This is a genomic window from Exiguobacterium sp. s152, assembly GCF_018618335.1.
GTDB classification, from domain to species: Bacteria; Bacillota; Bacilli; order Exiguobacteriales; family Exiguobacteriaceae; genus Exiguobacterium; species Exiguobacterium chiriqhucha.
The window spans coordinates 13,755-27,870 of sequence record NZ_JACSLX010000002.1 but is presented as its reverse complement, the minus strand read 5'-3'; the positions used below and the strand labels follow the sequence as shown (position 1 = coordinate 27,870).

Here is a 14,116-nt window from a genome sequence, read left to right as displayed (position 1 = left end):
GCGAGGAGGGAACACGTATGAACATTCGTGCCCAACGCGTCGCAGAGCAGATGCGTAAAGAGATTACAGATATCTTGCTCCGTGAAGTCAACGACCCACGTACGAAGAACGCTACAATCACGAGCGTTGATGTGACGGGAGATTTGCAGCAAGCGACAGCCTACTACACGGTGCTCGGAGACGACGCCACGGTGAAGGCTGAAACGCAAGCTGGTCTTGATAAGGCGAGCGCATTTATTCGCCGCGAGATCGGAAGCCGCATCCGTCTTCGGAAAACGCCAGAATTGTCGTTCGAATACGATTCATCGGTCGCATATGGTAGCCATATCGATTCATTGATTCGTGACTTAAATCGGAACGACCAATAAATTGAAGGGGGGACTCGCGTCTCCCCTTTTTTGATGGGAGGAATTCAGATGGAACCAACTGGCGTATTGATTTTAGATAAAGACAGCGGCATGACGAGCCACGACTGTGTGTTCAAGCTCCGTAAATTGTTCCAAACGAAAAAAGTCGGACATACCGGCACGCTTGACCCGGAAGTGACCGGTGTCCTACCGATTTGCCTCGGACGGGCGACAAAGCTGTCTCGTTTTCTGACCGATGAAGGCAAACGGTACGCCGCCGAGATTACAATCGGAACAGCGACGATGACGGAGGACGCCCATGGCGAGGTCGTCGAGACGCGCGAGGTCGGTCCCGAGGCGTTCACCGCTGCGGAGATCGATCGTGTCCTTGAGAAGCTGACAGGAAAAATCGAGCAAATCCCGCCTTACTTCTCTGCTGTCAAAGTGAACGGTAAGAAATTGTATGAATACGCCCGAAAAGGTCAGACGGTGGACCGACCGCGCCGCATCGTCGAGATTCATCGCCTCGTCCGGACGAATGAGCCGGTCATCGAAGACGGTGTCTGCCGTTTCCGTGTCGACGTCGAGTGTGGCAAAGGGACGTTCATCCGGACGCTCGCCGTTCAAATCGGGGAGCTGCTCGGCTATCCGGCCCATATGAGCGACTTGCGGCGGACCCGGTCTGGTTCGTTTGAGGAAACGGCCGCCGTCACGTTACAGCAACTGGCCGACCTCGAGACGGTCGAGGAACGAATGAACCACCTCATCCCGCTCGAAGAGGTCATCAAACGTTGGCCGGCCATGACGATTCCAGCCAATCGAGAACGGTATATTCGAAACGGAGGTCGTTTGAACGACGTCTCGCTCGAATTTGAACTGTTTACTGTCTATAATGAAGAAGGAATTCCACTTGCCCTCTATCGACGGCTTGACGGAACAACAGACGCAACTGTCGAGGTCATGTTGACTATCGACTAAAGGGGAGATTGAAGTATGGAAACGATCCATCTGACGTATCCTGAGACACCAGACCTGGTCCCTTCGGTCATGGTGCTCGGATTTTTTGACGGCGTCCACACCGGACATCAGGCCGTGATTCGGCATGCGCAGGGGCAAGCAAAACAGCTTGACGTGCCCGTGACCGTCATCACGTTCGACCCGCACCCGAAACAAGTGTTATCGAACAAACCGGATGCGGTCCGTTATATCACACCGCTCCAGCGGAAATTGAACCGGATTGCCGCACTCGGTGTCGAACGGTGCATCGTCATCACGTTCACGAAAGAGTTGGCGAGCCTGTCGCCACAACAGTTCGTGGATGACTATTTGATTGGTGCCGGTGCGGTCCATGTGACGGCAGGTTTTGACTACTCGTACGGTAAATTCGGCGAGGGGACGATGGAAACGCTGCCGTATCATGCGCGCGGTCGCTTCACGACCTCGGTCGTCGCCGAACAGACGAGCGGCGGCGAAAAAGTGTCGTCGACACGGATTCGTCAGTTGCTCGGTGCCGGTGATGTCGAAGTGGCGAGTGAATTGCTCGGTACGCCGTACGTTATCTGCGGGGAAGTCATCCACGGTGACGCCCGAGGCCGGACGATCGGCTACCCGACGGCGAACGTCGTCATGGACGCATCGTATGTTATGCCTCGTCTAGGCGTCTACGCGACGCGTGTACGGCTTCAGGACGGTCGGACGTTCGACGCGATGACGAACGTCGGTCGGCGGCCGACGTTCTATGCGACCGGTGACGTCTCAATCGAGAGCCACTTGTTCGACTTCTCGGAAGATTTATACGGACAATTGATTGAAATCGAATGGATGCACTATTTACGGGACGAGCGGGCGTTCGACGGACTCGACTCGCTCATCGCCCAACTCAAGCAAGATGAGACGGCCGCTCGGGCAATCCTGTCTTGACTTTGGATGGGTGGTACGGTATCCTATTTTGGTACGCAAAGTACACCGCTTCGCTTGGCTGATCGATTCACCAACGTCGGCTCGGCAACGCGGCAATTTTCTATTAAATGGAGGTGGAGAGGCAATGGCACTCTCAAAAGAACGTAAGAACGAAATCATCGCGGAATACGCGACAAAACAAGGTGACACTGGTTCACCGGAAGTTCAAGTTGCAGTATTGACTGAACAAATCAACACTTTAAACGATCATCTTCGTACACACAAGAAAGACCACCACTCACGTCGCGGTCTTTTGAAAATGGTTGGACGTCGCCGTAACTTGCTTACGTACCTTCGTAACAAGGACGTTACACGTTACCGTGAATTGATTCAACGCCTTGGTCTCCGTCGTTAATCCGAACGGACCATGTGACGGGCTGGGACACTTGTTCCTAGTCCGTTTCTTCTTTTTTAGGAGGAAAATCATTAGACATTCATATGAATGAGTTACATAATAAACTAGATAAGGTTTGAGAGGAGAATGTTCATGTTAGGTACGAAACAAGTATTTTCTACAGAATGGGGCGGGCGTCCGCTGTCTGTAGAAGTCGGGCAACTTGCGAAACAAGCAAACGGCTCGGCACTCGTCCGTTATGGGGACACGGTCGTGCTCGCCACGGTCACAGCATCGAAAGCGCCGAAGGATTTAGATTTCTTCCCGCTCACGGTCAACTATGAAGAAAAATTATACTCGGTCGGTAAAATTCCAGGAGGTTTCCTCCGTCGGGAAGGTCGTCCTGGGGAGAACGCGATTTTGACATCGCGCCTCATCGACCGTCCGATCCGTCCGCTTTTCCCGGATGGCTTCCGTCATGATATCCAAGTGATGATTTACGTCATGTCGAACGACCCGGACTGCCCAGCTGAGATGGCCGGCATGCTCGGAACGTCAATCGCACTCTCGATTTCAGACATCCCGTTCGATGGCCCGATCGCCGGTGCGACAGTCGGACGCGTCAACGGTGAGTTCGTCGTCAACCCGACGACGGCTCAGCTCGAACAGACAGACCTCGAACTCCAAGTCGCCGGAACGGCAACTGCAATCAACATGGTTGAAGCAGGCGCCAACGAAGTACCGGAAGACGTCATGCTCGAGTCAATCTTGTTCGGTCATGAAGAGATCAAGAAATTGGTCGCTTTCCAAACGGAAATCGTCGAAGCTGTCGGGAAACCGAAGTTCGAATACACGGTATCGAAGTTTGATGACGCCTTGACGGCTGAGCTTGAAGCAGCTCGTCCAGAAATCAACGCTGCAGTTCAAGTCGAAGAGAAGCATGCGCGTGACGCAGCAATCAACGAAGTGATTGCCAAGTACGTCGCCATCTACGAAGAGCGCCTCGTCGACGAGCCGGCCAAGTTGAAAGAAGTGTCTGGCATCTTGAACAAATTTGTCAAAGATGAAGTTCGCCGTCTCATCACGGTCGATAAAGTTCGTCCGGACGGTCGTCGCCCGGAAGTCATCCGTCCACTTGCGTCGGAAACGGGCTTATTGCCACGCGCCCACGGCGTTGGGTTGTTCACACGTGGACAAACACAAGTCATGTCGGTGGCGACACTCGGCGTCATCGGAGATGCTCAAATCATCGACGGCATCGGTCTCGAAGAGAACAAGCGCTTCATGCACCATTACAACTTCCCGCCGTTCTCGGTCGGAGAAGCTCGTCCGGTGCGTGCGCCAGGTCGTCGTGAAATCGGTCACGGTGCCCTCGGAGAACGTGCGTTGCTCCCGGTCATCCCGAAAGAAGCCGACTTCCCGTACACGATTCGTCTCGTCTCAGAAGTACTCGAGTCGAACGGTTCAAGTTCACAGGCGTCAATCTGTGGCTCGACACTCGCTCTCATGGATGCAGGGGTTCCAATTAAGGCACCGGTTGCCGGGATTGCGATGGGTCTCATCATGGAAGGCGAACATTACACGGTTCTCACGGACATCCAAGGACTCGAAGATCACCTCGGTGACATGGACTTCAAAGTCGCTGGAACGAAAGACGGGATCACGGCGCTCCAAATGGATATCAAAATCGCCGGAATCACGCGTGAGATTTTGGAAGAGGCACTCGAACAAGCACGTTCAGGCCGTCTCCACATCTTGAACCATATGCTTGAGACGCTCGATGCACCGCGTCCGCAGTTGTCGAAGTATGCACCGAAAATCGTGACGATGACGATCAATCCGGATAAGATCCGCGATGTGATTGGACCGGGCGGGAAGATGATTAACAGCATCATCGACCAAACGGGCGTCAAAATCGATATCGAGCAAGACGGAACGGTCTTCATCGCGTCGACCGATCAAGATGGCATCGATATGGCGATGGCCCTCATCGGCGACATCGTCCGTGAAGTCGTCGTCGGCGAAGAGTTCGATGCAACGGTCCGCCGCATCGAGAAGTTCGGTGCGTTCGTCGAATTGTTCAAAGGGAAAGACGCGCTCGTCCACGTCTCTGAGTTCAGCTTAGAGCGTGTCGCGAACGTCGAAGACGTCGTTAAACTCGGCGATACAATCAAAGTCCGTGTGACAGAGATTGACGACAAAGGCCGAGTTAATGCCTCACACAAAGTGCTCATCTTTGAAGGATTGTCACCGGAAGAACGTGAAGCATACGAAGCAAAACGTAAAGCGCAGCGCGAAAGCCGTCCACCACGTGACAGCCGTCCGCCGCGTCGTGACGGAGACCGTCGTCCGCCACGCTCGACAAACTAATCATGATGGCCATCGTCTGGTGCGATGGCCTTTTTCATAGGAGTGATAACATGGAATGGATCACATTAGACAACGGCGTCCGCATCGTGATTGAACCGATGACAGATGTCCGCAGCACGTCGACCGGTGTCTTTATCAAAGCCGGAACTCGCACCGAAGACATGACCGAGATTGGCATCAGCCACTTGATTGAACATATGTTATTTAAAGGAACGAAGACGAGAACGGCAAAAGAGATTGCGTCGTTCTTCGATGAGCTCGGGGGCAGCGTCAACGCGTTCACGTCGAAAGATCACACGTGCTATTACGTGAAGACGCTTGACGAGCACGCGGTCATCGCGTTCGATGCGCTCGCCGACATGCTGTTCGATTCGTTATTTGATGAGACAGAGCTCGAGAAAGAGAAGCGGGTCGTCTTAGAAGAGATTAAAATGTATGAGGACACACCGGAAGACCTCGTCCACGAGCTGCTCGCGAAAGCCGTCTATAAGGACGACATCCTTGCCGAACCGATTCTCGGGACGGAAGCGAGCGTCCTCGGACTATCGCGGGACCAACTGCTCCGTTACGTCGCTTCGACGTACACGGGCAATCGTGTCGTCGTTTCAATTGCCGGGCATGTGACCGATGAATTGATTGAGGCGGTCAAGACAAGGTTTGCTGACCTCCCATCAGGGGAATCTCCGAAAGAATCGACGACTCCGATTTTATACAGTGACGTGATGAAAAAACAGAAAGAGACAGAGCAAGCACACCTCTGTTGGAACTTTGAGGCGATTGCCGCCAAAGATGACCGTCTGCCGCATTTGGCCTTGATGAACAATGCCATCGGGGCCACGATGTCATCACGTCTTTTCCAGTCGATTCGAGAAGAAGAGGGGCTGGCATACTCGATTTACTCGTACTACACGACGTTCGATGACCACGGGACGTTCACCATCTATATCGGGACATCTCCGGATACGCTCGCCCAAGTCGAGACGATTATGACGCGCGAACTCGAGACGTTGATCGCGGATGGATTGTCCGACGAGGAAGTCGAGAAAGGCAAGCGCCAATTGAAAGGCTCGCTCGTCCTCGGGAATGAGAGTACGAGTGCCCGCATGAACCGAAACGGTCGAAACCTCGTCCTGCTCGACGATGTCGAGGACTTGAACGAGGTGCTCGATAAAATCGATCGCATCGATGTGCATGGTGTCAACGCCTTAATCAGAGAGGTGCTCAGCCACGCCCCTGCCAAATCTTATGTCCTTCCGTCCGAAGACTGACTTGAAACCGAATTGTAAGTTCTCTACACTGATTAAGAGGTATTCTTTACTTTGGACAGGAACAGGTGAAAGAAGGGAAAGACTTGAACTTAACGGATTTAGCTAAACACATTCAATTGATTAATCAACCAAACTTACAAGCCATCCCAGTGACCCATGTGACGACCGACTCGAGAGAAGTCGTCCCTGGGACGCTGTTCGTCGCCATCAAAGGCTATACGGTCGACGGCCATGACTATGCCGAATTGGCGGTCAGCAAAGGGGCCGTAGCCGTCGTCAGCGAGCGTCCGCTCTCGTTAAGCGTACCGAACTTAATCGTGCGCGACAGCACACGATCGGTCGGCCTCTTAGCGTCGGCGTTCTATCAGTATCCGTCTGAACAGATGCGTCTGTTCGGGATCACGGGGACGAACGGCAAGACGACGACAACGACGATTTTGCGCGACGTCCTCACCGAGCTCGGTCATAGCACCGGATTGATCGGCACGGTCGAGGTCCGCATCAACGATACGGTCGTCCCAAGTAAAAATACGACACCGCAAAGCTCGGAGCTACAACAGTTGCTCGCCCGGATGCACGCAGAAGGCGTGACCGATGTGATGATGGAAGTGTCATCGCACGGACTCGAACTCGGCCGTGTCATCGGGACGGACTTTGATATCGTCGGATTCACGAACTTGACGCACGACCATCTCGATTTCCACGGTACGTTTGAGAACTATGCGCGAGCGAAAGGCCTACTGTTCGCACAGCTCGGACAGATGGCGTCACGTCACAAGGTCGCCGTACTGAACGCAGACGACCCGTACAGCAAGCTGTATGAGACGATGACAGGGGCGCGAGTAATTACTTATGCGATTGATGCGATGGCAGACGTGACGGCATCAGATATCGTTCAGACGCTGTCAGAGACGAGCTTTTGCCTCAACTATCAAGGCGAACGCCATCCGTTGACGGTTCAATTCATCGGCCGCTTCAACGTGTATAACATCTTGCTCGCGACAGGTTGCCTGCTCGCGGCAGGCTATCGCTTGCCCGAAATCGTGCAGGCGCTCGAAGCGATCCATCCGGCCAAAGGGCGGATGCAACGCCTCGATGTGCCGGGCTATAACGTCTATGCGGATTACGCCCACACGCCCGACGGCATCGAGCAATGCTTGAAGTCGCTCGTCGGCGTGCCGAAAGAGAAGATTGTGTTCTTAATCGGAACAGGCGGAAATCGTGACGTTACGAAGCGGCCGACGATGGGAGAGATGGCCTCGAAGTATGCCGGAACGGTCGTCATCACGACGGACGATCCACGCTTTGAAGCCTACGACTCAATCACGAGCGGCATCGCTGCCGGGATGACACACGACAATTTCGTTGAAATCGGGGACCGCGAAGAGGCGGTCCGCTACGCGGCCAAATTGGCCGAGTCCGATAACATCGTCGTCCTGGCCGGAAAAGGACATGAGAAATATCAAATCATTGGCAATGAGAAAATTCCGCTAGATGAAGAAGCGATCGTCCGAGCGACAATTTTGAAGACGGAGGAATCATGATTTATGGCAGTACAACCGATCACCTTGACAGAAAAAGAGCATGACGAATTCGTCAAAACACATGACCGTGGGGATTTGCTTCAACTCTCAAGTTGGGCCAACGTCAAACGACAAAACGGCTGGTTCGCCGAGCGGATCGCCGTCGCGACCAATGGTGTGACGAGCGGGGTCGCGTTACTCTTGTTCAAACGCGTACCTAAACTTCCGTTCACGCTTTGCTACGCGCCGCGCGGTTTCGTCGTCGACTATGACGATGTGGCTTCGTTGACCGCGTTGACCGAAGAAGCGAAACGGGTCGCCAAGGCGAACAAAGCGATCGTCGTGAAAATTGATCCGAATATCGATCGAGACGAAGTGCCAGGCCTGTTGACGGAAATGGCTAGCCTCGGTTTTAACCATAAAGGATACGGCGGCGGGTTCGATTACGCCCAGCCTCGGTTCACGATGGAGACGGACTTGCGTCCGAGCGAGAAAGAGATTTTTGGCAAGTTCCATCATAAGTTCCGCTATAACGTGCGTTTGGCAGAACGAAAAGGAATCGTCTGCACGGAAGTCGGTCGCGATGGTCTCCAGACGTTCGCGGAGTTGATGAAAGTGACGGGCGAGCGGGACGGCTTTGCCATCCGCGGCCTTGATTACTTTGAGAACTTATACGATTGCCTGCAGCCAGGGGACGCGCGTCTGTTCTTGACGAAACTCGAACCGAAGCTCGCGCTGGACCAACAGATGGCCACGCTCGAAAAAGCCGAACGTGACCTCGGCAAGATTGAACGTTCCCTCGAGACGGAGACGGTGGAGAAGAAACGGACGAGTCTGTTGAACCGTCAAAAGCAGACGGGCGAACAGATTGAAAAGATTAAAGCTGCGTTGCCGGAACTGAATGAGTTGCACGACAAGTACCCGAACGGGCTCGTCTTATCGGGCGGTCTGTTGACGTTAGCCGGACGACGCTCGTATTACTTGTACGGCGCGTCTTCGAACGAGTTCCGTGACTTCATGCCGAACCACCTCATGCAATGGACGATGATGCAAGCGGCCAAGGCGAGCGGGGCCGAACGCTATGATTTCGGTGGCGTATCGGGCAGCACCGACGCCGATGATGAGTATGCGGGTCTGTATGCGTTCAAATCAGGTTGGGGTAGCGATATGATCGAGAAGGTTGGCGAGTTCGATCTCGTCTTGAATCGTCCGCTCTATTTCGCCCTTGAAACAGGATTACCGCTCGTCAAAGGACTCCGTAAACGGTTGCGCCGATGAAATGGACCGGCGTCTTGACGTTCGCGATGATGGCTTTTTTAGTCGGAATCTTTTTAGCGTATACGTTGTCACGTCCGGGGCCGATGCCATGGGTCGATGAACCGACGTTCGAGGCGGGGATGTGTGAGCGCAACTCGCGCTCGGAAGCGGTCATCGTCGAGCGTAGCGAGAAGGCGTTCGCCAAACTGCATCCGCACGTACGGGAGCGGAGTGAATCGTTCGTGCGGCTAGCCTATTCGTGCCTCGGTCTCGAGGTTCGCCTGACGTCAGGATACCGTTCAGCCGATGAGCAGAACGCCCTGTACGCCCAAGGTCGCTCGAAACCAGGTCAAGTCGTGACGAACGCCAAAGCAGGTGAGAGCTACCATAACTATGGCCTTGCCGTCGACTTCGTCATTATTCACAACAACCGCGCCGACTATGATTTGGAGTCGGACCATAATCGGTCGGATGAACCGGATTGGCAAGAACTAGGGGAGCTCGGTAAGGCGCTCGGCTTCGAATGGGGCGGGGATTGGAGAAGTTTTCCTGATTACCCACACTTACAAATGGACTTCGGTTTGTCGATTCGTCAGCTCGCTTCCGGGAAACGTCCGGATGACAAAGCGACGATGCCGCTTGCCGATGTGATGAAACCTCTCGTCGATTGAACGGAAATGTTGGCATATCAGCAGTTTTCCGATACAATATTCAGTAGCGATAAGTGGACGAAACAGAATATGCAACATCTAGGAGGTTTTTGTTAGTGTCAAAGAAGAAGACAGAGAACGTTAGCGTCTTTGCGCTTGGAGGCGTAGGCGAAATCGGGAAGAACATGTACGTCGTGGAACTAGACGACGACATCTTCGTCATCGATGCCGGCCTTATGTTCCCAGGCGATGAGATGCTCGGGATTGATATCGTCATCCCGGACATTACGTATTTGAAAGAAAATAAAGATCGGGTACGCGCGATTTTCATCACACACGGTCACGAAGACCATATCGGTGGACTCAGCTACGTACTCCGTGATTTGAAACACGTTCCCGTATATGGGACGAAATTGACGCTCGGTTTAATCGAGCTCAAATTGAAAGAGGCTGGCTTATTGAAAGAAGTCGACCTCCGATTGATTGACGCCAAAACGAAATTGACTATCGCTGATCATTTCATCACTTTCTTCCGCGTCAACCACTCGATCCCGGATTGTGTCGGGGTCTGTATCCAAACGTCACAAGGCGCCATCGTTCACACGGGCGACTTCAAGTTTGACTACACACCGGTCGATGGGAAACAGTCAGACTTCAACAAGTTGGCGGCTATCGGCCAACGGGGCGTCCTTTGCCTCTTGTCGGATTCGACGAACGCGGAACGTCCGGGTCAAACCGGTTCGGAATCGCTCGTCGGCGCAGAGTTGAACGACGTCATCTATCAAGCCGAAGGCCGCGTCATCGTCGCGTCATTCGCCTCGAACGTGCACCGTCTGCAACAAGTGTTCGCGGCAGCCGAAGCGAACGACCGTAAAGTGGCCGTCGTCGGCCGCAGCATGGTCAATATCGTCGAAGTGGCCCAGAAGCTGAACTACTTGCGCTTCAAGCCGAAGACGCTCGTCGAGCTTTCACAAGTGAATCGCTTGCCTGACAACAAAGTCGTCATCTTGACGACTGGTTCGCAAGGTGAGCCGATGGCGGCCTTGACGCGCATGGCGCGCAACGCCCATAAACAAGTGAACATCCGCCTGAACGATACGGTCGTCATCGCGGCGACGCCGATTCCGGGGAACGAGAAGTCGGTCTCGAAGACGATTGATTTGCTCTTCCGCTCAGGCGCCAACGTCATCTATAACCAACGCAAAGTACACGTCTCTGGACACGGTTCGGCCGAAGAGCTCAAGCTCATGTTGAACCTCGTCAAACCGAAGTACTTCCTCCCGATTCACGGGGAGTACCGGATGCAGATGGCCCACTCGAAACTCGCCGAGCAAGTCGGTGTGAAGTCGAACAACATCTTCATCGTTGAAAAAGGGGATGTCGTTGAGTTCACGGGCCGCAAAGCCCGGATGAGCCGCAAAGTGCCGGCTGGAAACGTCTTAATCGATGGAATCGGTGTCGGGGACGTCGGGAACATCGTGCTCCGTGACCGTCGTCTCTTGTCGCAAGACGGTGTCGTTCTCTGTGTCGTCACGTTGAACCGGAAACAGAAGAAATTGATTTCAGGACCTGAACTCATCTCGCGTGGATTCGTCTATATGCGTGAATCGGAAGAGATGATTTCAGAAGCGAATCGCATCGTCACAAAACAGATTGAGAAGAGTCTCCAAGCTGGAAGTGATTGGACCGAGTTGAAATCAAATATCCGCGAACGGCTCAGCGTCTATTTGTACGAGCAGACGAAACGTCGTCCGATGATCTTGCCGATCATCATGGAGATTTAAGGAATTGAGATTAAGGCAAAAGTCATCAGACTTTTGCCTTGTTTTTTTAGGAGGAATCTAAGGTGGCACAAAAAACGAGAAAAACCCCGGTGAAGCGGAAACGACCGACGACGAGACGTGCGAAAAAACAGCCCATCCCACTGCGTACATATGGCTGGATTGCCTTCGTCTTATCGATTACGGCGTTCATCTTTTCCCTGTTCGATTTCGGATGGGTCGGCAATCAGACGTCGCTTCTCGCGACGACGTTGTTCGGGGGCTGGGGGGCACTGACGTATTTGGCAATCGCGTTCACGTTGCTCGTCTTTTTAAACGAGTTTCGTCCGATGCAACGGGCCGGGATCCTATTGTTGTTCACGTCGTTCCTCATGTTCGGGGACTTGGTCTGGGGGGCCGAACGAGGCGAGGTCAACGGGGCGCTCTATCGACTCAACCAATACTTGCTCTCCGACTTCGGAATCATCTTTTTAGGAGCCCTCTGCATGATCGTCGGGATTTCCCTATTATCGCCGACGATTTGGCGGACGATGGGTTCACGGTTACTTGAGACGGGTACGGCCATCAAGCAAGAATGGCACGACCAGGAACGGGTCAAACCGGCTCCAGTGAAGCGTCAGAAGGCCGTCCCGGCCCCGGCGAAGGTCGAGCCGATCCCTGCCGAAGCCGAGCCTGAGGCGGACGCAGTGACGATGCATGATATCCCGATTGTCGGGTTCAGCGAGAAAGTCGTCGCCGAGAAGCGTCCGAAAGTGGAGGAGACGGCCTCTGCTGAAGAAGTGGCCGACCTGCCGACCGAGGATATGATGATGACGGCGTCACAGGATGTGTCAGACACGTATGAGCTGCCGACGTTCACGATTCTCAGTGAACCGGTCGTGACCGACTTGTCCGGTGAGAACGCCCGTTTGAAAGCGAACGCGACGAAACTCGTCCAAACGCTCAAATCGTTCGGTGTCGGTGTGAAAGTATTGAAGATTCATCTCGGTCCGACCGTGACGAAGTATGAACTGCAACCGGATATCGGGGTCAAAGTGAGCCGCATCACGTCGCTCAGTGACGACCTTGCCCTCGCGCTCGCCGCGAAAGATATCCGGATCGAGGCCCCGATTCCTGGCAAAGCGGCCATCGGGATTGAAGTGCCGAACCAGGAAGTGGCGCCGGTCTGTCTCCGTGAAGTGCTCGAGGCCGATCCGGTCAAGCGCGAACAGTCGCCGCTTCTCGTTGCCCTCGGCCGCAGCATCAGCGGCGAGACGGTGACGATCGCCTTGAACAAGATGCCGCATTTGCTCGTCGCCGGTTCGACTGGTTCAGGGAAATCGGTCTGTATCAACGGCATGATCGTGTCACTCTTGATGCGGACGCGTCCTGATGAGGTCCGGCTCATGATGATCGACCCGAAAATGGTCGAGTTGAACGTCTATAACGGTGTCCCGCACTTGTTGACGCCGGTCGTGACCGATCCGAAGAAAGCGGCCCAAGCGCTCAAACAAGTCGTCGCCGAGATGGAGCGGCGCTATGAGCTGTTCAGCCGCTATGGCGTCCGGAACATCGAAGGTTATAACGAACTCGTCGACAAGTCGGACGATGAGGATGCGAAGCGTCTGCCGTTCATCGTCGTCATCGTCGATGAACTCGCCGATTTGATGATGGTCGCCTCGAACGACGTCGAGGACGCGATTATGCGTCTCGCCCAGATGGCGCGGGCAGCAGGGATTCATATGGTGCTCGCCACCCAGCGTCCATCGGTCGATGTCATCACCGGTGTCATCAAAGCGAACATCCCGTCCCGGATTGCGTTCGCGGTCTCGTCACAAACGGATTCACGGACGATTCTTGACGGTGGCGGGGCGGAGAAGTTGCTCGGACGCGGTGATATGCTCATGCTCGCCAACGGGATGAACAAACCAATCCGTGTCCAAGGCGCCTTCGTCTCGGATCAAGAAGTCGAGACGGTCGTCAATCACGTCATCGCCCAACAACGGGCCCAGTATGTCGAGGCGATGATGCCGAAAGAAGAGGAAGTCACGACGATCGACTCGGACGATTCATTGTTCGAAGAAGTCGTTCAATTCATCTTGACGCAAGAGACGGCTTCCACTTCGATGATTCAACGAAGATTCCGCATCGGTTATAATCGAGCCGCCCGATTGATTGATTCGCTCGAACAGGCTGGATATGTCGGGCCGTCAGAAGGCTCAAAGCCGCGGAAAGTGCTCATTAATCAACCAGAGGTATAAATAGTAAAACGAACGATTAGGTATGAGAAATCCTAATCGTTCGTTTTTTATATAATTTCAGATAATCCGGTTCAAACGTGACGATTGGGGTCAACGTCATGTTGGGACAAACTAATATAGCACATCTGACCTATTTGATACATTAAGACATACTACTAAAATCGTTGAACCGCTTTCATTTTTTAATACCGTTTACATGTTACGTTTTCTTTTCAAACGGCTCCACAACAGGTAATATAGACTAAGAGGTATACATAATCCCTTCACATTAAAATATTTCCCTGATTCCGAACAAAAAGTATTGCGTTCTAATTCTCGAATCCCTATACTTAATATTGGCAAGGACATTCATACGTCAGATGTCTGAGCACTGGTTAGAATAGGTAA

The 14,116-nt window shown here is 53.5% G+C and carries 11 protein-coding genes; all 11 read left to right on the top strand.

Annotated elements, in window-relative coordinates:
* Positions 1-17 precede the first annotated feature (17 nt).
* The 11 genes from rbfA to KNP72_RS04100 all read left to right on the top strand — a co-directional run bounded on the left by rbfA (position 18) and on the right by KNP72_RS04100 (position 13,729).
* On the top strand, positions 18-368 hold the full coding sequence (rbfA, locus tag KNP72_RS04150) for a 30S ribosome-binding factor RbfA (protein ID WP_021067161.1): 351 nt from the start codon (positions 18-20) through the stop codon (positions 366-368).
* Positions 369-416: 48 nt separating this feature from the next.
* Positions 417-1,325, top strand: a complete 909-nt coding sequence (gene truB, locus KNP72_RS04145) for a tRNA pseudouridine(55) synthase TruB (protein ID WP_214832294.1) — start codon at positions 417-419, stop codon at positions 1,323-1,325.
* A 15-nt stretch (positions 1,326-1,340) separates the two neighbouring features.
* Entirely contained in the window at positions 1,341-2,267 is a 927-nt protein-coding gene (locus tag KNP72_RS04140; RefSeq protein WP_214832293.1) for a bifunctional riboflavin kinase/FAD synthetase, read from the top strand.
* A gap of 124 nt (positions 2,268-2,391) precedes the next feature.
* Positions 2,392-2,661: a 30S ribosomal protein S15 gene (gene rpsO, locus KNP72_RS04135; RefSeq protein WP_015881433.1), complete on the top strand. Its 270-nt coding sequence runs from the start codon at positions 2,392-2,394 to the stop codon at positions 2,659-2,661.
* Between the two features lie 132 nt (positions 2,662-2,793).
* Positions 2,794-5,010 carry a polyribonucleotide nucleotidyltransferase gene (gene pnp / locus KNP72_RS04130; protein WP_214832292.1) on the top strand — a complete coding sequence of 739 codons (2,217 nt, stop codon included), beginning with the start codon at positions 2,794-2,796 and terminating at the stop codon, positions 5,008-5,010.
* A gap of 50 nt (positions 5,011-5,060) precedes the next feature.
* Positions 5,061-6,278, top strand: coding sequence for a M16 family metallopeptidase (locus KNP72_RS04125; protein WP_214832290.1), 1,218 nt, complete (start codon positions 5,061-5,063; stop codon positions 6,276-6,278).
* An 83-nt stretch (positions 6,279-6,361) separates the two neighbouring features.
* Positions 6,362-7,822, top strand: coding sequence for a UDP-N-acetylmuramoyl-L-alanyl-D-glutamate--2,6-diaminopimelate ligase (locus KNP72_RS04120; RefSeq protein ID WP_031200186.1), 1,461 nt, complete (start codon positions 6,362-6,364; stop codon positions 7,820-7,822).
* 3 nt (positions 7,823-7,825) lie between these two features.
* Entirely contained in the window at positions 7,826-9,079 is a 1,254-nt protein-coding gene (locus KNP72_RS04115) for a lipid II:glycine glycyltransferase FemX (protein ID WP_214832288.1), read from the top strand.
* Entirely contained in the window at positions 9,076-9,729 is a 654-nt protein-coding gene (locus KNP72_RS04110; RefSeq protein WP_214832286.1) for a M15 family metallopeptidase, read from the top strand. Before KNP72_RS04115 ends, KNP72_RS04110 begins: the two co-directional genes overlap by 4 nt.
* 95 nt (positions 9,730-9,824) lie before the next feature.
* On the top strand, positions 9,825-11,492 hold the full coding sequence (locus KNP72_RS04105) for a ribonuclease J (protein ID WP_021067169.1): 1,668 nt from the start codon (positions 9,825-9,827) through the stop codon (positions 11,490-11,492).
* A 62-nt stretch (positions 11,493-11,554) separates the two neighbouring features.
* Positions 11,555-13,729, top strand: a complete 2,175-nt coding sequence (locus tag KNP72_RS04100) for a DNA translocase FtsK (RefSeq protein ID WP_214832285.1) — start codon at positions 11,555-11,557, stop codon at positions 13,727-13,729.
* The last annotated feature ends 387 nt before the right edge of the window (positions 13,730-14,116 follow it).

Excerpts from the sequence above, each read along its gene's own strand:
- rpsO (WP_015881433.1), top strand. The coding sequence starts at position 2,392 with ATGGCACTCTCAAAAGAACGTAAGAACGAAATCATCGCGGAATACGCG.
- rbfA (WP_021067161.1), top strand. The coding sequence starts at position 18 with ATGAACATTCGTGCCCAACGCGTCGCAGAGCAGATGCGTAAAGAGATT.
- truB (WP_214832294.1), top strand. The coding sequence starts at position 417 with ATGGAACCAACTGGCGTATTGATTTTAGATAAAGACAGCGGCATGACG.
- KNP72_RS04140 (WP_214832293.1), top strand. The coding sequence starts at position 1,341 with ATGGAAACGATCCATCTGACGTATCCTGAGACACCAGACCTGGTCCCT.
- KNP72_RS04110 (WP_214832286.1), top strand. The coding sequence starts at position 9,076 with ATGAAATGGACCGGCGTCTTGACGTTCGCGATGATGGCTTTTTTAGTC.
- KNP72_RS04115 (WP_214832288.1), top strand. The coding sequence starts at position 7,826 with ATGGCAGTACAACCGATCACCTTGACAGAAAAAGAGCATGACGAATTC.
- KNP72_RS04125 (WP_214832290.1), top strand. The coding sequence starts at position 5,061 with ATGGAATGGATCACATTAGACAACGGCGTCCGCATCGTGATTGAACCG.
- pnp (WP_214832292.1), top strand. The coding sequence starts at position 2,794 with ATGTTAGGTACGAAACAAGTATTTTCTACAGAATGGGGCGGGCGTCCG.